General features: G+C 43.4%; 21 protein-coding genes and 2 pseudogenes. 13 read left to right on the top strand and 10 right to left on the bottom strand.

Annotation, left to right across the window (positions count from 1 at the left end):
- Positions 1-130: 130 nt before the first annotated feature.
- Together REG_RS04585 and REG_RS04580 are read left to right on the top strand one after the other, a co-directional pair.
- Entirely contained in the window at positions 131-766 is a 636-nt protein-coding gene (locus REG_RS04585; protein ID WP_006704661.1) for a protein disulfide oxidoreductase DsbA, read from the top strand.
- Between the two features lie 498 nt (positions 767-1,264).
- Positions 1,265-1,546, top strand: a complete 282-nt coding sequence (locus tag REG_RS04580; protein ID WP_141553616.1) for a hypothetical protein — start codon at positions 1,265-1,267, stop codon at positions 1,544-1,546.
- A 196-nt stretch (positions 1,547-1,742) separates the two neighbouring features.
- Here REG_RS04580 and REG_RS04575 read toward each other — a convergent pair whose 3' ends face one another.
- On the bottom strand, positions 1,743-1,940 hold the full coding sequence (locus tag REG_RS04575; RefSeq protein WP_039907309.1) for a hypothetical protein: 198 nt from the start codon (positions 1,938-1,940) through the stop codon (positions 1,743-1,745).
- A gap of 258 nt (positions 1,941-2,198) precedes the next feature.
- Here REG_RS04575 and polA point away from each other — a divergent pair, with 258 nt between their 5' ends.
- Positions 2,199-5,012, top strand: coding sequence for a DNA polymerase I (gene polA / locus REG_RS04570; RefSeq protein WP_006704657.1), 2,814 nt, complete (start codon positions 2,199-2,201; stop codon positions 5,010-5,012).
- Here the strand turns inward: polA and dapB are convergent.
- The 6 genes from dapB to ribF all read right to left on the bottom strand — a co-directional run bounded on the left by dapB (position 4,948) and on the right by ribF (position 12,022).
- Positions 4,948-5,757: a 4-hydroxy-tetrahydrodipicolinate reductase gene (gene dapB / locus REG_RS04565; protein WP_260200201.1), complete on the bottom strand. Its 810-nt coding sequence runs from the start codon at positions 5,755-5,757 to the stop codon at positions 4,948-4,950. The genes polA and dapB overlap by 65 nt on opposite strands.
- 437 nt (positions 5,758-6,194) lie before the next feature.
- Positions 6,195-7,148 (bottom strand): 4-hydroxy-3-methylbut-2-enyl diphosphate reductase, encoded by a 954-nt coding sequence (ispH, locus tag REG_RS04560; RefSeq protein WP_006704654.1) that lies wholly within the window; start codon positions 7,146-7,148, stop codon positions 6,195-6,197.
- A complete protein-coding gene (gene fkpB, locus REG_RS04555; protein WP_006704653.1) occupies positions 7,129-7,599 on the bottom strand; it encodes an FKBP-type peptidyl-prolyl cis-trans isomerase in 471 nt (156 codons plus the stop codon). The genes ispH and fkpB overlap by 20 nt, the downstream gene beginning before the upstream one ends.
- Positions 7,599-8,111 (bottom strand): signal peptidase II, encoded by a 513-nt coding sequence (lspA, locus tag REG_RS04550; protein WP_006704652.1) that lies wholly within the window; start codon positions 8,109-8,111, stop codon positions 7,599-7,601. The genes fkpB and lspA overlap by 1 nt, the downstream gene beginning before the upstream one ends.
- The gene (gene ileS / locus REG_RS04545) at positions 8,111-10,927 is read right to left on the bottom strand and encodes an isoleucine--tRNA ligase (protein WP_006704651.1); all 2,817 of its coding nucleotides are present in this window, start codon (positions 10,925-10,927) and stop codon (positions 8,111-8,113) included. The genes lspA and ileS overlap by 1 nt, the downstream gene beginning before the upstream one ends.
- 30 nt (positions 10,928-10,957) lie before the next feature.
- Entirely contained in the window at positions 10,958-12,022 is a 1,065-nt protein-coding gene (ribF, locus tag REG_RS04540; protein WP_039907306.1) for a bifunctional riboflavin kinase/FAD synthetase, read from the bottom strand.
- A 313-nt stretch (positions 12,023-12,335) separates the two neighbouring features.
- Here ribF and rpsT point away from each other — a divergent pair, with 313 nt between their 5' ends.
- The 10 genes from rpsT to REG_RS13700 all read left to right on the top strand — a co-directional run bounded on the left by rpsT (position 12,336) and on the right by REG_RS13700 (position 17,184).
- Positions 12,336-12,599 (top strand): 30S ribosomal protein S20, encoded by a 264-nt coding sequence (rpsT, locus tag REG_RS04535; RefSeq protein ID WP_006704649.1) that lies wholly within the window; start codon positions 12,336-12,338, stop codon positions 12,597-12,599.
- 11 nt (positions 12,600-12,610) lie between these two features.
- Complete coding sequence (locus tag REG_RS13705; protein ID WP_218015663.1) at positions 12,611-12,757, top strand: hypothetical protein; 147 nt, start codon at positions 12,611-12,613, stop codon at positions 12,755-12,757.
- Between the two features lie 243 nt (positions 12,758-13,000).
- Positions 13,001-13,387, top strand: a complete 387-nt coding sequence (gene rpsF, locus REG_RS04530) for a 30S ribosomal protein S6 (protein ID WP_039907305.1) — start codon at positions 13,001-13,003, stop codon at positions 13,385-13,387.
- Between the two features lie 8 nt (positions 13,388-13,395).
- The gene (priB, locus tag REG_RS04525) at positions 13,396-13,713 is read left to right on the top strand and encodes a primosomal replication protein N (RefSeq protein WP_039907303.1); all 318 of its coding nucleotides are present in this window, start codon (positions 13,396-13,398) and stop codon (positions 13,711-13,713) included.
- A 4-nt stretch (positions 13,714-13,717) separates the two neighbouring features.
- Complete coding sequence (rpsR, locus tag REG_RS04520; protein ID WP_006704646.1) at positions 13,718-13,945, top strand: 30S ribosomal protein S18; 228 nt, start codon at positions 13,718-13,720, stop codon at positions 13,943-13,945.
- Between the two features lie 39 nt (positions 13,946-13,984).
- A complete protein-coding gene (gene rplI, locus REG_RS04515) occupies positions 13,985-14,437 on the top strand; it encodes a 50S ribosomal protein L9 (RefSeq protein ID WP_006704645.1) in 453 nt (150 codons plus the stop codon).
- A gap of 203 nt (positions 14,438-14,640) precedes the next feature.
- A complete protein-coding gene (cysS, locus tag REG_RS04510; protein ID WP_039907359.1) occupies positions 14,641-16,038 on the top strand; it encodes a cysteine--tRNA ligase in 1,398 nt (465 codons plus the stop codon).
- 312 nt (positions 16,039-16,350) lie between these two features.
- Entirely contained in the window at positions 16,351-16,644 is a 294-nt protein-coding gene (locus REG_RS11990) for a hypothetical protein (RefSeq protein ID WP_006704759.1), read from the top strand.
- Positions 16,598-17,029 carry a helix-turn-helix domain-containing protein gene (locus REG_RS12645; protein WP_141553588.1) on the top strand — a complete coding sequence of 144 codons (432 nt, stop codon included), beginning with the start codon at positions 16,598-16,600 and terminating at the stop codon, positions 17,027-17,029. The genes REG_RS11990 and REG_RS12645 overlap by 47 nt, the downstream gene beginning before the upstream one ends.
- Positions 16,939-17,184, top strand: a complete 246-nt coding sequence (locus REG_RS13700; RefSeq protein ID WP_176603386.1) for a hypothetical protein — start codon at positions 16,939-16,941, stop codon at positions 17,182-17,184. The genes REG_RS12645 and REG_RS13700 overlap by 91 nt, the downstream gene beginning before the upstream one ends.
- 29 nt (positions 17,185-17,213) lie before the next feature.
- Here the strand turns inward: REG_RS13700 and REG_RS04500 are convergent.
- The 3 genes and pseudogenes from REG_RS04500 to lpcA all read right to left on the bottom strand — a co-directional run.
- Positions 17,214-18,059 (bottom strand): annotated as a pseudogene (locus tag REG_RS04500) (NADH:ubiquinone reductase (Na(+)-transporting) subunit B); the annotation flags it as partial.
- Positions 18,060-18,062: 3 nt separating this feature from the next.
- Positions 18,063-19,280: pseudogene (locus REG_RS04495) on the bottom strand (NADH:ubiquinone reductase (Na(+)-transporting) subunit A).
- A gap of 141 nt (positions 19,281-19,421) precedes the next feature.
- Positions 19,422-20,009 carry a D-sedoheptulose 7-phosphate isomerase gene (lpcA, locus tag REG_RS04490; RefSeq protein WP_006704643.1) on the bottom strand — a complete coding sequence of 196 codons (588 nt, stop codon included), beginning with the start codon at positions 20,007-20,009 and terminating at the stop codon, positions 19,422-19,424.
- Positions 20,010-20,782: the final 773 nt, after the last annotated feature.

Here is a 20,782-nt window from a genome sequence, read left to right as displayed (position 1 = left end):
TGCGTGAATGCTAACAGATATCTAACAAAATGTAATCTATACCCTTTGCCTTTGAAGCTGCGTTAGCCAGTAGACAGATCAATGAAAAATACCTAACGGTATTAATAAAAAATAATGGAGATTTTATTGTATGAAAAAAATGGGATTATTTCTGATGGGGCTCAGCATGGCATTCATGGTTTCAGCCACTTCATTTAAAGAGGGAAAGCAATATGAATCCTTAAAGGAGCCTGTGTTTGGGGAACCAAGGGTGGCAGAGTTTTTTTCTTTTTACTGCGGGCACTGTTATTTATTTGATAAAGACTTACAGGTGTCTCAGCAAATAAAAAAAGTGATACCGGAAGGCGTTAAAATAGAACAATACCATGTTGAATTTCTGGGCACCTGGGGTAAAGAGCTCACTGAAGCTTGGGTGATTGCCAAGGAGTTAAAGGTAGCAGATAAAATCAAGCCTCTGCTATTTGAAGCCGTGCAAACAGAAAAAAAATTAGAAACCAAAGACGCTAAAGCAGTTAAGGCAGTTATTGGTGAAATTTTTGCCAAAGTAGGCAAAAAAGCAGAATACGATGATGCACAAGAAAGCTTTGATCTTAAATCTTTGCTTAAACAACAAGAAGAAATGGCTGAAAAGCTAAAGGTAAATGGTGTTCCCGCCGTCTATGTTGATGGCAAATATAGGATCAAAAGCGAAGGCATCGATACCACTTCAAAAGCGGCTTATGCTAAAGAATATGCCGAAGTGGTTAAGTTTTTGTTAAATCAATAGAATGACCGTATTTTTAAATATGTTATACCCTTCGTCTTTGAAGTTGCCTTCGGCTTCAAAGACGAAGGGTATATTGGCATTTTCCCTCATTGAAATTCAGTAGCGGAAGGCGCCAATAATATTATCCACAATGGATAAAAAGAAAAAATAAGCCTGTCATTAATAAAATTAAGAATATAATATATTGATTATTATAATAATTTATTATATCGCCTTGTGTTTAAAGGGTTATTTTTCCCTAAATCTTTTTTTATGCACAACTTTATCCACAGATTAACGCCCCCGCCGTCTCCAAACGATCAACATATTTAGATAGGCAACTCATCCGATAAGAGAGGGGGTTGCATGTCTGCCCAGGCAAAGCGTTCTTTACAAAATGAAATTAGTTATTGCATTTAATAATATTAATTAAGTATTATTAGTCATGCATTAATTGTCGCTTTGTTTAATCAGGACAATCAATAGGCTAAATCGGCAGCACGGGGTATTTTTAGTTTTTTGAATTCATTCCCTCATTGCATTAAAAATTTAATTACCACAAAAGAAAATAATATTATGTATATTGTTCCTACCGTTCCCGTTCCTACCGGAAATTTTACAGGTTCTATAAATAATTCTGCTTTGTTTAAAGATGCTTTTTCAGGAGGCCATAACACTACGGAAGAACCACACAAGAGCCTGCCTGCAGGGGCTACAGCAGCCATAGTGGGGGCTGGGATAATAATTTTGGGGGCATTGTTGTTGTGCTGCTGTAATATACTTCATGGCCACGGAGATTAAAAATGCGGCTATAAGAGAGCGATACATGTCTGCACAGGCAAAGCCTTCTTTACAAAATGAAATTAGTTATTAAATTTAATAATATTAATTAAGCATCATTAGCTATAAATTAATTGTCACTTTTTTTAATCAGGACAATCAATAGGCTAAATCGGCAACATGGGGTATTTTTAGTTTTTTGAATTCATTCCCCTCGTTACATTAAAAATTTAATTACCACAAAAGAAAATAATATTATGGCTACTATCCCGAGTTTTGCTTCTCCTCCTCCTGTAAATGTTACAGCTTTTGCAAAGCCTATAAATGCTAGCGCTGATGCATTAAATTTTACTGGGACTTTCTCAGGAACCAGTAACATCATTGCAGAACCACAGAAACCAAACCAACCACACAAGTTAGCTACGTCTCCATTAGTGGCGGGAGGTGTGCCTGCATTGGTTCTATTCGTTGGAGCTGTTGTTTTAGTTTGTCTCTGTCATAGACACAATAATAATAACAACCATCATTAAAAATACGTCAATAACCCCCCTGCCTGAGTAGATCATCTATGAAGCAGGGTGTTTTTCATTACAGGTATCAATTTACCATCCGGTAACCTCTTTGCTATGATTGCGGCCAGTGCCTTATCGCTAGCTAAAGACAAACAAACCTTATGACTCAAATTACAGCAAATCCGCTTATCTTGGTTGATGCCTCTTCATACCTTTATCGGGCTTATCATGCTCTTCCTCCATTGACGAATAGCCACAAAGAGCCCACAGGGGCGATGTATGGCGTGCTAAACATGTTGCGTAGCTTATTATCGCAATATCATCCGAGCCATATTGCCGTGGTATTTGATGCCAAAGGTAAAACCTTTCGTGATGAACTTTATGTTCAGTATAAATCTCATCGTCCCCCGATGCCTGATGACTTAGCTTCACAAATCGAGCCGTTATATCGCATGGTACGTGCGATGGGGCTACCGCTGCTTGTCGTGGCTGGGTTTGAGGCCGATGATGTTATAGGGACGTTAGCGCAACAGGCAGAAAAAGCAGGCCGATCAGTTGTCATCAGTACCGGTGATAAAGATATGGCACAGCTGGTCACCACTAATATCACCCTGATTAACACCATGAATAACACCGTGCTTGGGTCACAGGAAGTACGCGATAAATATGGCGTTCCGCCAGAGTTAATGATCGACTTTCTCGCATTGATGGGCGACTCATCCGATAATATTCCCGGCGTACCGGGTGTTGGTGAAAAAACCGCGCAAGCCCTTATACAGGGGCTGGGGGGATTAGATTGCCTATTTTCTAATTTGGAAAAAATCGCGACCTTAACTTTTCGCGGCGCCAAAACTTTTGCCGCCAAGTTACAACAACATAAAGAACTGGCTTATTTATCTTATCAATTGGCGACGATTAAAACGGATGTTAAGTTAGATATCGCCCATGATAAATTAAACATCCCCCCCCCCGATATCGATCAACTACATCAGTTGTTTAGTCGTTATGAATTTAAACGTTGGCTGGCTGAGTTAAATTCGCCTGATTGGCCGATGGGTAAAAAACGTCCTGCGACATCCATTGATGAGCCGACCGCGCCAAGCGCGCGATTTTCACAAGATAACTACCAGATAATTTTGGATGAAGACAGCTTATCCCATTGGATTGAGCAACTGAATCAAGCCGATCTTTTTGCTTTTGATACCGAAACCGATGGGCTGGATATTATCAATGCTAATCTCATTGGTCTGTCTTTTGCGATTACTCCCGGTGAGGCGGCTTATTTACCCTTAGCGCATGATTATTCAGATGCGCCAATTCAGTTAGATCGCACTCTCGTTTTAGATAAATTAAAACCGCTATTAGAAAATCCGCAAAAGCAAAAAGTCGGGCAAAATCTTAAATTCGATAAAAGCATTTTGGCGCGTTGCGGTATTGTTTTGCAAGGCATTGCTTTTGACACCATGCTGGAATCTTATATTTTGAATACGGTGGCGGGGCGTCATGATATGGATAGTTTATCTCAACGTTATTTACAGCATAAAACCATCACCTTTGAAGAAATTGCCGGTAAAGGCAAGTCTCAACTCACCTTCAATCAGATTGCTTTGGAACAAGCGGCACCTTATGCTGCTGAAGACGCTGATATCACACTGCGACTTCATCACTGCCTATGGCCTCAACTACAGCAAAGTAAAGCATTGAGCTGGATTTTTACCCACATTGAAATGCCGCTATTGTCGGTATTGTCGCGTATTGAAAGTACTGGCGTGTTGATCGACCGGGCTGTTTTGGCACAGCATTCTCAAGAATTAACCACAAGGTTAACTGAGTTAGAAGAGCAAGCACATCTATTAGCAGAAGAGCCTTTCAATTTAGCCTCACCTAAACAATTACAAACTATTTTGTATGAGAAACAACAGTTACCCGTACTGAAAAAAACCCCTAAAGGAGCACCATCAACCGATGAAGAAGTCCTTGCAGAGCTGGCGTTAGATTATCCTTTGGCTAAAGTTCTGCTTGAGTATCGTGGATTGGCAAAATTAAAAACGACTTATACTGATAAATTACCCTCGATGATTAATCCTACTTCAGGTCGAGTGCATACCTCCTATCATCAAGCGGTTACTGTTACCGGTCGTTTGTCTTCTCGTGAGCCTAATTTACAAAATATTCCTATTCGTAGTGAAGAGGGGCGGCGGATCCGTCAAGCCTTCATTGCGCCACCCGGTTACCAGATTATTGCCGCTGATTACTCTCAAATTGAGCTGCGTATTATGGCGCATCTTTCACAAGATAGCGGGTTAATAAAAGCCTTTACTGCCGATAAAGATATTCACCGCGCCACTGCTGCTGAGGTTTTTAATGTGTCTGTAGAGACAGCGACGGATGAACAGCGCCGTAGTGCCAAAGCGATTAATTTTGGCTTAATTTATGGCATGAGTGCGTTTGGTCTAGCGCGCCAATTAGGGATTGCACGGGTTGAAGCGCAACATTATATTGATCTGTATTTTGCACGTTATCCAGGCGTGGCCAATTATATGGAGGCTATTCGCAAACAGGCGGCAACACAGGGTTATGTGACAACCCTTTCGGGGCGACGACTGTATTTACCCGATATTAATGCATCGAGTGCCATGCGGCGTAAAGCCGCCGAACGAGAAGCAATCAATGCCCCGATGCAAGGCACGGCCGCCGATATTATTAAAAGCGCGATGATTGAAATCGATGCTTGGTTACAGCATCAACCCTTAGTGCGGATGATTATGCAAGTACATGATGAACTGGTTTTTGAAGTGCATGAGAGTGTTGTGCAGGGTGCGGTAGAAAAAATTCGTCATTTGATGGAACAAACCACGGAAAAAAGTATGCCGTTGACGGTGCCATTGTGTGTCAACATCGGTGTTGGTGCTAATTGGGATCAAGCACATTGCTCATATCAAATAAACCCTTCTGTTTCCGTGTTAACCAAATAGCAGCTCTAATGGCGCCATTGGCAAATGTCATGCGACTATTTGCTTTATGAGTGATAGTCAGTTGTTCGTCATCATTGGCAAAGAGTACCTGGTGTTCGCCAATGATATTGCCGGCACGGAGAGTAGAAAAACCAATGGTACCGGGTTTACGGGGCTCTTTATTACGGCAATACAGCGCCGCCTGTTTTAGATCGAGCCCCAATGTGTCTGCCAGGGCTTCTCCCATCGCTAATGCGGTGCCTGAAGGGGCATCCACTTTATGCCGATGATGCGCTTCAATAATTTCAATGTCAGTGTCTTTACCGATTATTTTTGCTGTTTTTTTCAGTAGCTCTAGCATCAAATTGACGCCAACACTGAAATTAGCCGCACGAATGATGGCTATTTCTTCAGCGGCTTGATTAATCCGTATTTTGTCTTGATCACTAAAACCAGTGGTACCAATCACCATCGCTTTTTTCTGTTGTCGGCAGTATTCCAGATGCTGCAATGTCGCTGTGGGCGTCGTAAAATCAATCAATACATCAAAATTATCCTCAATGGCGGCTAAATTATCACTGAGAGTAATATTGAGTGGATTGATGTCAACCAGCACGCCGGCATCCATTCCCACCGCGGCATCATTTTGACGCACGAAAGCCGCGGTAAGGGTCACCTGATTGTGTTGAGCGGTGGCCTGAATCAGTTGTTTTCCCATGCGCCCTGCCGCGCCGGCAATAGCAATACGTATCATTGAATTATTTATTGGATCCTGAGTGAATGTAAAAGGGGTTTTTTGATTGTAGCGTATCCTATTGTTTTCACTATCTATCTCTACTTTGCATTTTGATTAGCTTCGGTTGGTAAGTAAATGTCAGAGTTGAATTTTCGATTTTTTCTAGTGATTCTTCTTGCGGTTTTTTTGCCTCTGCTTCAGTCGATTTTGCTACAGAGCCATCTACTATCATACAAGGCTGAGCATCATGTATTTGATACACTCTGCTTAAACTTTGCTCGATTTTTTTGTGGTGTGAGAAATTTCAGCATGGACAAAATATCCATTTTCTGCTGTTAGTACTTGAGTATAAATTGATCCGTTTGATACGCTGAACATAATAATTATCTTGTTTATAATATAAAAAAATAAAATTATACCTCACAATTAATTCTTAATAAAAACAATATGTTTAATATATTTAACTTTTAGTCAACTTCCTTAACGCTGAGCCTTAACGCTTTAGGGATCTCAAAAACAATATTTTCTTCTCGGCCAATTAATTCGATTGCTTCTTGAGCGCCTAATGATTGCAGGCGTTTGATCACCTGCTGCACCAAAATATCAGGCGCCGAAGCCCCGGCGGTGACGCCGATAGTGTGAGCATTAATTAGCCACTCCGGCTGAATATCGGTCGCTGAATCGATCAGATAGGCTTGTTTGCCCATTCTTTGTGCTAGCTCAGCCAATCGATTGGAATTGGATGAATTTTTTGAGCCTACTACCAAGATGCAATCGGCACGCTGGGCGAGATCTCTGACTGCCTCCTGGCGGTTAGTCGTGGCATAACAGATATCGTCTTTACGTGGCCCGGTGATCTGCGGAAACCGCTGCCGTAATGCGTCTATGATCACTGAGGTATCATCTATCGATAAGGTGGTCTGTGTCATAAAACACAAATTATTGGCATCTTTCACCACCAGCTGCTCAACGTCCTCTGGTGATCCCACCAAATAAATGCCACCTTGCGGATTATTATATTGCCCCATCGTGCCTTCCACTTCAGGATGACCGGCATGGCCGATCAGAACGGCTTCTATACCTCTGTGGCTGGCGCGTGCGACTTCCATATGCACTTTGGTCACCAGTGGACAGGTTGCATCAAGTAACAGGGTCAATTGACGGCCCTTTGCTTCTTGTCGTACGGCTTGAGAAACCCCATGGGCAGAAAAAATCAGGATAGATCCTTCTGGCACTTCTGAAATATCTTCAATAAAAATCGCCCCGCGTTGAGATAAATCATTAACGACATAACGGTTGTGAACCACTTCATGCCGCACATAGATCGGGGCGCTATACATGGCTAAGGCACGTTCGACAATATTAATCGCGCGGTCAACCCCGGCACAAAAGCCACGCGGATTAGCCAGCAATATCTGCATGGCATTTTTCCTCTGTTGCCTTAATTTCTAATACTTCAATGGTAAAATGAATCGATTGTTCTGCCAGTGGATGATTAAAATCTACCTTGATCGACTCTGCCGTTACTTCACGTACGATACCGGGCATTTCACTGCCATTGATCGCGCTAAACAGCATAATCGTCCCGACATTGGGGATCCCCGTTTGGCTAAAATCGCGGGGGGAAAAATGCTGGATCAAAGCGGGATCAGTGTGACCAAAGGCAGATTCTGCTGGTAAAGTAAAAGTCCGTTTATCACCTACTTGTAAGCCGAGCAAATGTTGTTCTAACGCCTCAGACAAACTGCGATCACCTAAACGAAATAAAGCAGGCTTGCCCTGGGCATAGGTCGAATCTGCCGTTGATCCATCAGCCAGCTTCAAGATGAAATGTACCAATACCGAGCTATTTTTTTGTACTCGATCTAACATTACTTTTTACCTTTTTTTAACACCGCTTTCTCCGGTGGGCTAAAGGCGCCTTCGCAAACCACTAACATCGCGCCAATACAAATTGCGGTATCGGCCAGGTTAAACGTCGGCCAATGCCAATGATTGACATGAAAATCGATGAAATCAATGACGACACCCTGCACCATACGATCAAATAAGTTGCCTAATGCGCCGCCGATAATCAGCGCATAAGCACAGTTAATCAATTTTTTCTGACGAGGAGTGCGAGACATGAATACCAATAACGTCAAGACAATGGCCAGCGCGATTAAGGCAAAAAACCATCGCTGCCAACCCCCTTTATCTGCGAGAAAACTAAATGCTGCCCCGGAATTTTGTACATAGGTTAAATTTAACCAGGGTAACAATGGCAAACTTTCATACAACGTAAAATGAGCCATAACCCATTGTTTACTTGCCGGATCGAAAATTAACACCACTACACCTAGCCATAACCAACGTAATCCGCTCGAACACATTTTTTTATTCATCAGGCAAATCTACGCTCTTCACCGTTATCTGCAACGTTAGTGACACAACGGCCACACAATTTTGCGTGCTCCGTTACCAAGCCAATATCTTGAGTATAATGCCAACAACGTGAACATTTTTCCCCTTCGGCTTTATAAAAAGCAATTTTTAAGCCATCGATCAATTCACTTTGTTGTGCCTGCTCGTCCGCCTCAGCGTAATCTTTTACCTGTGCCGCAGAAGTAATTAAAACAAACCGTAATTCATTCTGTAAATGCCTCAATCGCGCAGCGAGTAAAGGTTCAGCATACAAGATAACCGCGGCTTCCAATGATCCCCCTATTTTTTTATCGTTTCGTGCTTGTTCCAACACCTTATTGACTTCAGCGCGAACCTTAAGCAATTCAGCCCAGAAATTATCATTCATAGGGTCATCATCCGCTAGGGCGAATAAATCACCATACCATTCTTCGGTAAACACATATTTTTGACATTGGCCTGGGAGATATTGCCAGATTTCATCTGCAGTAAAAGAGAGAATAGGCGCCATCCAGCGTACTAAAGCTTGCGCGATATGAAACAGCGCTGTTTGACAACTACGACGTGCGATACTGTCGCTCTTGGCGGTATATTGACGGTCTTTAATAATATCGAGATAGAAGGAGCCCATTTCGATAGAGCAAAAATGCATCAGGCGTTGTACCACTCGATGAAAATCATAGTTTTCATAAGCCGTGATAATTTCTACTTGCGCCTCCTGAGCGCGGCCTACCGCCCAGCGATCCAACACTATCATCTCTTGTGCTGCCAGTTGATGCTGCGTGGGATCAAAACCTTTTAGATTAGCCAATAAAAAACGGGCAGTATTGCGGATCCGCCGGTACGCATCGGCTGAACGGCGTAGAATCTCATCTGATACCGCGATTTCGCGACTATAATCCGTTGATGCCACCCATAAACGGAGAATATCTCCTCCCAACTTATTGGTAACGTCTTGCGGGCTGATGGTATTACCGATAGATTTGGACATTTTTCTGCCTTTGCCGTCCACGGTAAAACCATGTGTTAACACCTGGCGATAGGGCGCTTTGCCTTTCATCGCGGTTGCAATCATAAGGGATGACATAAACCAGCCTCGGTGTTGATCAGATCCTTCCAGATAGATATCTGGCGAGTGGCCTGCCAACTCAGGGTGGGAATCAATCACTGAAGAATGGGTGGATCCTGAATCAAACCAAACATCGAGTGTATCGGTGACCTTAACGTAATCTGCCGCCTCCTCTGCCAAAATTTCCGCTGGATCCAAATCCCACCATGCTTGAATGCCTTGTTGCTCGACCCGTATCGCCACTTGTTCCATCAATTCAATGCTACGCGGGTGCAGCGCTTGGGTTTCTTTATGTACAAATAAGGACATCGGCGTACCCCAAGTACGCTGACGTGAAATACACCAGTCTGGACGATGAGTGACCATGGTTTCAATACGTGCTTTTCCCCAAGCAGGGATCCATTGGACGGTGTTAATGGCTTGCAATGATTGCTGCCGCAACCCTTGTTGCTCCATACTAATAAACCATTGTGGTGTAGCCCGGAAAATAATTGGTGTTTTATGACGCCAGCAGCAGGGATAACTGTGCGTTAATTCTTCAACATGCAGCAATGTGCCATTATCACGCAGAATGTTAACGACAATATCATTGGCTTTTAATACAAATAAGCCATCCAATACCGGGTAAGTTCCCTTTAAATAACAACCATTAGTATCAACAGGATTGGCGATTTCTAACCCGTATTTTTGCGCGACAACAAAATCTTCGGGGCCGTGGCCTGGGGCTGTATGCACTGCGCCTGTACCTGCATCCAGCGTCACATGATCACCCAAAATAATAGGCACATCAAAAGCCATAAAAGAATGCTGACAGCGTAAGAATTCTAAATCGGCGCCACTACAGCTGCCTAAAATCTGCCATTCTGTGATAGCAGCGCGTTTCATGACTGTTTCCACCAAATCAGCCGCCAGGATGAGACATTTTCCCTCAATCTGTACTAACTGATAAATAAATTCGCTACATAATGTGATGGCGCGATTCGCGGGTAAGGTCCAGGGGGTGGTGGTCCAAATGACAACAGAAACAGGATCATGCACGGTAGCAACAGAAAATTTGGCGCAAACCGCCGCGACATCCAGCACGTTAAAACAGAGATCGATAGAGGTAGAGGTTTTATCGTAATACTCAACTTCTGCCTCTGCGAGCGAAGAGCCGCAATCAGTACACCAATGCACCGGTCTCGCACCTTTATATAAATGACCGTTAGCAATCACTTTAGCCAATGCACGAATAATGTTGGCTTCGGTTTTAAAATCCATCGTCAAATAGGGATGATCCCAGTCACCGAGCACACCAAGGCGAATAAAATCTTTTTTTTGCCCTTCAATTTGCTCAGTCGCGTAGGTACGGCATGCTGTACGAAACTCGGCGGCACTGATTTTTTTGCCCGGTTTACCAACAAACTGCTCAACTTTGTGTTCTATGGGTAAACCGTGGCAATCCCACCCCGGGACATAAGGGGCGTCATAGCCTGATAGTCCTTTAGCTTTAATGATAATGTCTTTAAGAATTTTGTTGACGGCATGACCGATGTGAATATTGCCGTTTGCATACGGCGGGCCATCATGCAAGTTAAATATTTTTTTACCTTTTTTCGTCGCACAAATTTTGCCGTACAAATTATCTTCATACCAACGTTGTAATCTTTCAGGCTCACGTTTGGCCAAATCACCGCGCATCGGGAAGCCTGTCTCTGGCAAGTTAAGGGTATTTTTATAATCATTCATTGGATGTTGATTCCATTTTTTATTTTCGGCTTACAGCCTAAAGAATTTTTTAGCCATCAGTACATCACTTGCGATTTGCTGCCGCAAAGTGTCTAGCGAAACAAAACAGCGTTCATTACGTAGTTTTTCCCGCAGCACTATTTCAATATGGCAACCATAAAGATCCTTCGTTATAGCAAATATATGTACTTCAAGTTGTTGACGACTCCCTGCAACTGTCGGCCTAGTACCAATATTTGCCACTCCCCGCAAAGGCTTGTCATCTGAACCTGTATACCCTTCGCCTTCGAAGCTGCCGCGTTGTTGGCTGCGGACGTTCGCCGAATCACGTAGTTGTCTACGCTCATCGGTCTCACGTCCTGGCCGCGACGCGGCAACTTGAAGGACTGTGGGTATAGAACTTAAGCCATAAACATCAACCGCATATACCCCTTTAACTGGTGCCGCTAATCGTTTCAACGATATATTTGCTGTTGGAAAACCTAGTGTGCGACCCAATTCATCACCGTGAATAACACGTCCGGTAATACTGTAAGGGTGACCGAGTAAATCTTCTGCTAAAACAAGATCATCGTTTTGTAATGCTTGACGGATAGCGGTACTGCTGATGCGTGAACCACTATTGCAAAAACTGCCGGTATTGACGACATCAAAACCAAATTCAGTACCTGCTTGCTGCAATAATTTTATATCGCCTAGACGATCAGAGCCAAAATGAAAATCATCACCAACAGTCAAGAATTTTATTTTTAATTTTTTTACCAATAATTGAGTAATAAATTCATGGGCAGTTAGGGTCGCGAAAGGAAGCGTAAATCTAACACACAATAGATAATCGACTCCGATTTGCGCTAAATATTTGATTTTATCGCGTAAACGTGTGAGACGTGTTGGCGCTTTTTCGGGCGCGAATAATTCTAATGGTTGCGGTTCAAATATCATGACCATGACGGGCGCTTTTAAACGCTGGCCTTCATGTTTTAATTGTCTAAGTAATGCTTTATGCCCAAGATGAACACCATCAAAGTTACCAATAGTGAGTACACAACCATAGTGATGGGCTCGGATATTGTGTATACCGCGAATTAGCTCCATGATAGCTAGCTCAAAACATCCATATACCCTTTGCCTTTGATTTTGGCTACGGGTATAGAGGAGAAAAATAAAGTGAATCTGCGCATTATACCTTGCTAGCTCCGCCTCTGTAGAATTTTCTTGTGGAAGACTGTATTCCATTAGATGAAACTGATAGAATCGCGCTCCAATACTGTAAAGCAGCAAGTGCTGCCATTACTGGCCTGTTTGTTTGCATGTTGGTTTGCATAAATTCACTGATAAATGAAGGCTAAAAAAATATTTTTTCTGCCTTTAAATTATCCTCAACAGAATATAATTTGGGAGTTGAACCTTGGCTAATATTAAATCAGCTAAGAAGCGCGCTAAGCAGTCTGAAAAACGCCGTCAGCATAACGCTAGTTGCCGCTCTATGGTGCGTACCTTTATTAAAAAAGTGTATCAGGCTATCAGTACTGGTGATAAAGATAAAGCACAAAAAGCATTTAATGAAATGCAGCCAGTCATTGATCGTAAATCCTGCAAAGGTTTGATTCATAAAAATAAAGCGGCACGTCATAAATCTAATTTAGCGAAACAAATCAATCTGATGCAATAGTTAAATTAACGATGAATCGTGGATACTGTGTTTTATCCCCTTCCCCTTTGAAGTTGCCTTCGGCTGCCATGAGCGTGAGACCGATGAGCGTAGACAACTACGTGATTCGGCGAACATCCGCGCCAACAACACGGCGGCTTCAAAGGCGAAGGGGATAGAGCCTATTCGAAATCTTCTCTGAGCTACGCTCAATGGATGGAAAATGGGTGAAAAAGCGCAGGTGCTTTTATTTACACGATATAAGGCATGAGACAACACTAGACCAAAGGCCAATATTTACTGGTTTAGCCAAGTACCTAGCCGTCTGTTATTTTTCAGCCGTACAAAAACAAGTTCCTTGCCTCCATGGGCTGCGGTTGGCTCTGTATCAGGAGGCTGAATAATCCGTGAGGAGCAATGCAATGCGTCATTACGAAATCGTTTTTATGGTTCATCCTGATCAAAGTGAACAGGTTCCTGACATGATAGAACGTTACAGTCAGATTATCACAAATGCGAATGGGCAGATTCATCGACTAGAAGACTGGGGGCGCCGTCAACTCGCTTATCCCATTAACAAACTACACAAAGCACACTATGTTTTGTTTAATGTGGAAGCAGCTCAAGAAGCGATAGATGAACTGGAAAAATCGTTCCGCTTCAGTGAAGCTGTTCTCCGTAGCCTGGTTATGCGTTCCAAGGGTGCGGTAACTGAAGCATCACCCATGGTGAAAGCAAAAGATGAACGTCGGGATCGGGTTGAGTTTGTTCCAGAGAATAGTAGTGATACTGGAGATACTGAAGAATAATCGCTGTGATGACAATGAATCAGATGACACTTTCTGGCAGTGTACGCAAAACACCTATATGCAAGGTCAGCCCTTCTGGTATTCCACACTGTCAATTTGTACTCGAGCACCGTTCGTCGCAACAAGAAGCCGGATTGGCTCGAACAACCTGGTGTCATATGCCCGTTGTTGTCAGCGGACATCAGTTACAAACATTAACTCACAGTATAACAGTCGGCAGTCTGTTGACCGTACAAGGCTTTATTAGTTGCCACCAAGGGCGTAATGGGCTAAATAAGTTGGTTCTACATGCCGAGAAAATTGAATTAATAGATTCTGGAGATTAGCCAAATGGCACCTTATTTTCGTCGTCGCAAATTTTGCCGCTTCACCGCGGAAGGCACACTAGAAATTGATTATAAAGATATTGTTACATTAAAAAATTACATCACTGAAAGTGGTAAAATTGTGCCGAGCCGCATCACTGGTACTTGTGCTAAATACCAACGTCAGCTTGCTCGTGCTATCAAGCGTGCGCGCTACTTGTCTTTGTTGCCATACACTGATGCTAATCAGTAATCGGCTACTGTTCATTAATGACATTGAGAGGATAAAGTCATGCGCGTTATTTTGCTTGAAAAAGTAGAAAAGTTAGGAAAGCTGGGTGATATCGTCGATGTAGCGGCGGGTTATGCACGTAATTTTTTATTTCCGCAAAACAAAGCTGAGCCAGCAAATAAGAGAAATATTGAGTTACTTAAAGAAAATCTGAGTGCACGTCAAAAACAAGCGGATGAGATCTTGAAAGCCTCTGAAGTTCGTGCAATCAAAATTAACGAATTACAAACGGTTACTCTGTTTGCGAAAGCAGGCAATGAAGGTAAATTGTTTGGCTCTATCAGTAGTAGCGACATCATTGCCGCAGTAAAAGAAGCCGGGATTGATCTGGACAAGAAAGAAATTAATTTACCTAAAGGGGGTTTACGTACCTTAGGTGAACATGAAATTCACTGCAATATACACCGAGAAGTCACTGCTAAATTAAGTGTCGTTGTGGTGGAAGGCGCTTAACACTTTTTCTACATTAATGTGTTGATCAAATAAAAAGCCAGCCTTATGCTGGCTTTTTACTTTTTTATCGTAGTGCTTATGTGATCTTCCTGAATCGGGTAATACCCCTTGCCTTCGCCTTTGAAGCCGCCGCGTTGTTAGCTGTGGGTATACAGGCCACTGTGCAGCCATCAAATGGGATAGAAAAACCACGGAATATTATCATGCTAAAAATTTTTAATACTCTGAGCCGCCAAAAAGAAATATTTCGGCCTATTGATGCAGGAAAAATAGGCATGTATGTGTGCGGTATTACTGTCTATGACTTGTGTCATATTGGCCATGGACGTACTTTCGTCGCTTTCGATGTTATTGTGCGTTATCTGCGTTATTTGGATTACGATTTAACCTATGTTCGCAATATCACTGATATTGATGACAAAATAATCAAAAGGGCAGCAGAAAATAATGAAACCTGTCAACAATTGACCGAACGCATGATGATAGAAATGTATCGTGATTTTGATGCGTTGAACATATTACGCCCGAATGAGGAGCCTCAAGCCACTGCTCACATTACAGAAATTATTGCGCTGATTAAAAAATTGATTGAAGGAAAACATGCCTACATTGCCGCAGATGGTGATGTGGTTTTTGCGGTGAAAAGTGCGCCGAATTATGGATTGCTTTCTCGGCAAAATCTAGAGAATTTACAAGCAGGTGCACGAGTCGCGATCGCTGATGGTAAAGAAGATCCAATGGATTTTGTGTTGTGGAAACGCGCTTTGCCAGGCGATCCGAGCTGGGATTCGCCTTGGGGAGCGGGGCGGCCAGGGTGGCATATAGAATGTTCAGCGATGAATGCTAAACAATTAGGCCGACATTTTGATATCCATGGCGGTGGCTCCGATTTATTGTTTCCCCATCATGAAAATGAAATCGCTCAATCAACTTGTGCCCACGGTGATCCTTATGTCAATTATTGGATGCACACCGGAATGGTGATGGTTGAAAAGAATAAAATGTCGAAATCGCTAAATAATTTTTTTACTATTCGCGATCTCCTCGATCACTATGATGCGGAAACGGTGCGCTACTTCCTTATGTCTGCTCATTATCGCAGCCAACTTGATTACAGTGAAGAAAATCTACGGCAATCACGTATTGCTCTTGAACGTTTGTATATTGCTTTACGAGGCACCGATGAGACGGCTAGCGCTGCTGCGGCGGGAGAAAATTTTGAAAAACGTTTCCGTGATGCAATGGATGATGATTTTAATACACCAGAGGCTTGTGCTGTGTTGTTTGATATCGCACGTGAAGTTAATCGACTGAAAACAGAAGATAACGCTGCTGCAAGTGGTTTAGCGGCAACCTTGCGATCAATGGCGCAAGTTCTTGGCTTATTGACGCAAAAGCCTGAGCATTTTCTGCAAGCTGTCAATCATAGCGAAATCGCTAAAGATACTGAAATCGCTAAAATTGAAGCCTTGATTGAACAGCGTAATACTGCCCGCCAGCAAAAAAATTGGGTGCTAGCAGATGAAGCAAGGCATCAGCTGAATGAAATGAAAATTACATTAGAAGATGGGCCACAAGGTACCACGTGGAGACGTAAGTAAAAAATAGAATTCCTGCAAAACCTACTGCGTGGTGTGAATTCTGTGTTGCGCGGTGCTCGCAATCCTCATGTACTTGTGTCAACGAAGGTTGCTGTGCGCCGTGCGCCTTGACTTCATATAACGAACTACGGTTTTGCAAGAAGTCTAAATTATCAGCGAGCACAAGAGATTTCTAACAGGCTAATGCGTTATTGTTCATATTTAAAAACAGGCAACCCTAAACGAAAACGTAACGCGAGTAATCCCCCAGTGTCAGTCTAGTTGTCGCCTCTAATTTTCGTTAATGGGAACTAATAAAGAGGCGATATAATCATGGAAAAACCGACGTATTCGGAAGAGTTTAAAGAGCAGGCGCTGTGTAAGGTTTATCATCGGAATGGGCGTACAATGAAAGCCATTGCGGATGAACTTAACGTGCCGCCGAGGAAGCTAAGAAGTTGTTTAGCAGAAAGTGAACTCGCCTCTTGGTGCAGGGGGCAGGGTATTTTTGTTCATCACCTGAAGCAATGGCGCGCGGATTTTTGTGACCCGAAGCGAACACAACGCAGTAAGAGGAAAAATGATTATTCCCGAACAGCGCCAGTCTATTATGATGTGGATTACTGAATCAACGCAGGCCGGAGCGCGGCAACAACAGGCTTGTCTCCTGATTGGGCTAAGCACGCGAACCCTACAGCGCTGGCAGAAAGCTATCGAGCAAGTGGATGGCCGAACGCGCCGAACAGCGCCGCCGCCCCACAAACTCTCACCCTGTGAGCGGGCTAAGCTACTGGAAATAACCTCTTCGGCCAAATTTGCTCATTTACCCCCGAGTCAAATTGTGCCGATGTTGGCTGATGAAGGGCTCTATTTCGCCTCCGAATCCACTTTCAAGACGCCCGCGCATGGGTCGAACACGTGGTGCACTGGTATAATCAAGAGCATCGCCACAGTGCCATTGAATTTGTCACACCTGCACAAAGACATGCAGGCCTTGATAAAGCCCTATTAGCTCAGCGTAACACAGTGTATGAAAAGGCACGCGCTGCAAACCCTACACGCTGGGCAGGTCAAATCCGTCAGTGGCCGTATGTGAAAGAAGTCCATTTAAATCCACAAAAATCCAGAGAAAAAAAGGTGAAACCAGACGCCAAAAAAGCAGCCTAGGATTTTACATCCTGGGCGACAACTACATTGACAATTACCGGTAGCGTCGAGACTTCACCAACAGAGCCTGGAATATTGCCTAAAAAAGCATCCAACCAACTAATGGGTTGTCCGCTCACTGTGTTGATTAAATTTTGACCTCCATTCATACTCCATTGCGAAAGCGGCGTCGCACCGGAAAAACCATCAGCGGCATTCCACACCAAATCACCTGAGATTTGCGCAGGATAAGCAAAAAATAAGAAAGCGCGGCCGGCTAATGCCGGGTTAACAAAATTACGCCCGGTGCCACCAAAAATTTCTTTGCCGATCACCACGCTAAACGAAATACCGAGCGCCGCTTGCCACAGCGGTAAATTGGGCGGCAGGATCAGCGCAAAAAGCACCGAGGTGACAAAAAAACCTTCATTGATTTCATGCTTACGAATCACTGAAAAAAGCACTTCCCAGCATCCGCCGACGATAAACACCACAGCATAAATTGGCACAAAATAAGTCGCACCCAAGATCATTTTGCTGATCCAATCAGCCTTTTCCGCCAGTGATGCACCTAACTATTGTGCTAAACGGTAATGCCAATCCCCGGCGAGAACCTGTTGCAGCTCTGCCCCAGTGTAAAGATGATGTAAAGCGGGGATGGCCTGCTGACCAATATTATACATACCCCAAAACATTGCAGGAAAAACCGACAGCCAGACCAAAATCATCATCCGTTTAAGATCAATCGCATCACGGACATGAGAAGCACCTGATGTCACCTTTCCTTGCGTATAAAAAATAGTCGCCACCGCTTCATACAACGGGTAATACTTTTCTAACTTGCCACCCGCTTCAAAGTGAGGCTCTATTTTTTCAAAAAAATTTTTCAGACCCATCAGTTATCCTTCCAACTCAATTTGGGTCAATATGGCACGTAATAATGGCGCGTATTCATATTTCCCAGGACAGACAAAGGTGCATAATGCCAAATCTTCTTCATCCAATTCCAAACACCCCAAAGCTTGAGCGCCTATCGGTATCACCTGCGAGGAGATCACGCAATAAATGGGTGGCTAAAATATCTAGCGGCATGATCCGTTCATAGTTGCCAATCGGCACCATGGCGCGCTTACCTCCATTCATATTGGTTGAAAAAGAAAATAATTTATTTTTACAAAAATGGCCGAGGGTAGTGCGAGTCAACGAAAATTTGTCACGACCAGGCATGATCCAGCCAAAAAGCTCTTTATCCCTTCCTTCAAGTAATACCGAGACTTGTTGATGAAAACGGCCAAGATAATCACAAGGGGCAGATGATGTGCGACCACTCAATACCGAGCCTGAGATCACGCGATTGTCGCCCAGCTTTAATTTACCCGCAGTGAATTCGGTTAAACTCGCGCCTAAACGGGTTCGTAGCAACATGGGATCACTCACCTGTGGGCCAGCAAGCAAGCCTGCCGGATGAGGACCTGAAAACCTGTTGTAGGTGATCGCAGTATTGTCGCAAGGAGCCGGTGTGAAACCAGCAGCATGACAGACATGAACTTTGCCTTCAGTTAAACGACGAGTCAACACAGTTAACCCATGCTGAAAAGCGCTTCCATTTCATGCTTTACAATGATCTGCGGATCTGCCGCTAACGGCTGGGTGTCCATTGCCGTAACAAAAATGGCACGAGGCTGAGTGTTGGGTTTAGGCGAGCGACTAAAAGGCCGGGTACGTAATGCCGTCCACAATCCTGAGGCAAGCAGCTGAGTCTGTACTTGTTGATAACTGAGTTGCTGTAAATCATTAGCATCGTAATGATCGAAGTGAATTTGTTCATCACCCGCTATTTTGATCACCACCGATTGTAATACCCGACGCTCACCACGATTAATCGCACTGATTTGCCCACTGGCAGGGGCGGTAAACAACACCCCCGGATTTTTCTTGTCTTCGAATAATGCTTGGCCTTTTTTAACCCAGTCACCTTGTTGCACAAGTAGGGAAGGACGCATACCGACATAGTCTTCAGCCAGCAGCGCCACATGATGAATAACCGACCCATCCTGTATGATCTGCGCGGGTTTTCCGGCGATGGGTAAATCAAGCCCTTTTTTTATTTTAATCATAAGGTTTGTTCGATGTTATCAGTTCCATTGAGATGTACACATAAATAGACTGCTTATGCGTGGCACTAACTACAGTTTTGCAAGCAGCCTGATTTAAACGATGATTAAATAATATTTTAACTCAGTTAACCGCTATTTGTTTTATCTAGCCATTTCTTTTTCAATTAGCAGGATCAAAATATGAATGATCTTGATATGAATTTCTTGAATACGATCAGCATAGCCTGAGTGGGGTACTCGAATTTCAATATCTTCGAGTTGCTTCCTATTCGTCATCTGACCACCATCCTTACCGGTTAAAGTGATCACCTTCATCTTTTTTTCATGAGCAGCTTCAATAGCCTGAATGATATTTTTAGAATTGCCCGAGGTTGAAATCGCTAATAATACATCCCCTGCCTTCCCCACTGCTTCAACGTAGCGCGAAAAAACATGCTCATAACCAAAATCGTTACTCACACAGGAAAAATGGCTGATATCGGCAATAGCCATCGCCGGATAACCAGGGCGATCTTCACGATAACGGCCAGTCAACTCTTCGGCAAAATGCATGGCATCACAATGTGACCCACCGTTGCCACAAGATAACACTTTTCCTCCGGCTTTAAATGAATTGGCGAGTAATATAGCGGCTTTTTCAATGTTATCAATAGTAGTGTCATCCGTTAAAAAATTGGCTAAGGTTTTAGCCGCCTCGTTTAATTCACTCCGAATTAGATCTTGAAACATCATAACCTCTTTTAATGAGTCGTCTATACTCTTAGCCTTTCAAGTTAAGGCGGCGTTGGCTGCTGGCACTCACCCTCTATGCGGATGATTTGAAGTAGGAGAGCATAAAAAAGTGTAGGGCAATTATCTAAATCATTCCCAATTGACGATAGAATCACTGACACTATTTTAATGCATCTCCAGATGCCTAGTATTCGGATCTAAAAATCGATGGGCATATCGGAGAAAAGACCGATGAAAACACCGATGAAAACACTGGATTAGCGGGATAGGATTGCTCCACACTTTTTTATGCTCTCTCATCTTTGTGCAAACCATTGCTGGCATTAGCGTGAACGACTCCCCCCAAACGCGGCTACGCCGCTCTGGATTGAGCTTCTGCAACCCGTAGGCCGCATTCTAAAGCAAGTACATTGACTCGCCTGGGCTTGTGGGTACACGCAGCCCTTATCAGCTAAATGTGGCATTGAGGCGAATAGCCCAGAGAGACGGCATTGGCTATTAGGTCATCAGCTAGGTCTTCTTTTTTCATTTTGGGTTGCCATGACATGAAATATACAACGCCGCAGAATATACTCATTTTAATGTATGGTCGAGGGCTTACTGCTTGATAACCGCAGATGGCGCACCTCTTATAGTCAAACCAGTTTAATTTGATTCAAGGCGGAGGAGCGCAGACAGTACAAATAGTACGGCAAGCGACGACAACACTTAAATCAAATTAAACTGGTTTGACTATGGCATTCTGAAAGACTACATCCAGAATCAAAACA

It is taken from the genome of Candidatus Regiella insecticola LSR1, from assembly GCF_000143625.1.
Lineage (GTDB): Bacteria > Pseudomonadota > Gammaproteobacteria > Enterobacterales > Enterobacteriaceae > Regiella > Regiella insecticola.
Note: the sequence above shows the minus strand (reverse complement) of the source record. Positions and strands in the feature narration are given on the sequence as shown.

Coding starts and splice junctions, on each gene's coding strand:
- REG_RS04585 (WP_006704661.1), top strand. CDS start 131: ATGAAAAAAATGGGATTATTTCTGATGGGGCTCAGCATGGCATTCATG.
- polA (WP_006704657.1), top strand. CDS start 2,199: ATGACTCAAATTACAGCAAATCCGCTTATCTTGGTTGATGCCTCTTCA.
- ispH (WP_006704654.1), bottom strand. CDS start 7,148: ATGCAGATATTGCTGGCTAATCCGCGTGGCTTTTGTGCCGGGGTTGAC.
- fkpB (WP_006704653.1), bottom strand. CDS start 7,599: ATGTTAGATCGAGTACAAAAAAATAGCTCGGTATTGGTACATTTCATC.
- lspA (WP_006704652.1), bottom strand. CDS start 8,111: ATGAATAAAAAAATGTGTTCGAGCGGATTACGTTGGTTATGGCTAGGT.
- ileS (WP_006704651.1), bottom strand. CDS start 10,927: ATGAATGATTATAAAAATACCCTTAACTTGCCAGAGACAGGCTTCCCG.
- ribF (WP_039907306.1), bottom strand. CDS start 12,022: ATGGAGCTAATTCGCGGTATACACAATATCCGAGCCCATCACTATGGT.
- REG_RS13705 (WP_218015663.1), top strand. CDS start 12,611: ATGAATCGTGGATACTGTGTTTTATCCCCTTCCCCTTTGAAGTTGCCT.
- rpsF (WP_039907305.1), top strand. CDS start 13,001: ATGCGTCATTACGAAATCGTTTTTATGGTTCATCCTGATCAAAGTGAA.
- priB (WP_039907303.1), top strand. CDS start 13,396: ATGACAATGAATCAGATGACACTTTCTGGCAGTGTACGCAAAACACCT.
- rpsR (WP_006704646.1), top strand. CDS start 13,718: ATGGCACCTTATTTTCGTCGTCGCAAATTTTGCCGCTTCACCGCGGAA.
- rplI (WP_006704645.1), top strand. CDS start 13,985: ATGCGCGTTATTTTGCTTGAAAAAGTAGAAAAGTTAGGAAAGCTGGGT.
- cysS (WP_039907359.1), top strand. CDS start 14,641: ATGCTAAAAATTTTTAATACTCTGAGCCGCCAAAAAGAAATATTTCGG.
- REG_RS11990 (WP_006704759.1), top strand. CDS start 16,351: ATGGAAAAACCGACGTATTCGGAAGAGTTTAAAGAGCAGGCGCTGTGT.
- REG_RS12645 (WP_141553588.1), top strand. CDS start 16,598: ATGATTATTCCCGAACAGCGCCAGTCTATTATGATGTGGATTACTGAA.
- lpcA (WP_006704643.1), bottom strand. CDS start 20,009: ATGTTTCAAGATCTAATTCGGAGTGAATTAAACGAGGCGGCTAAAACC.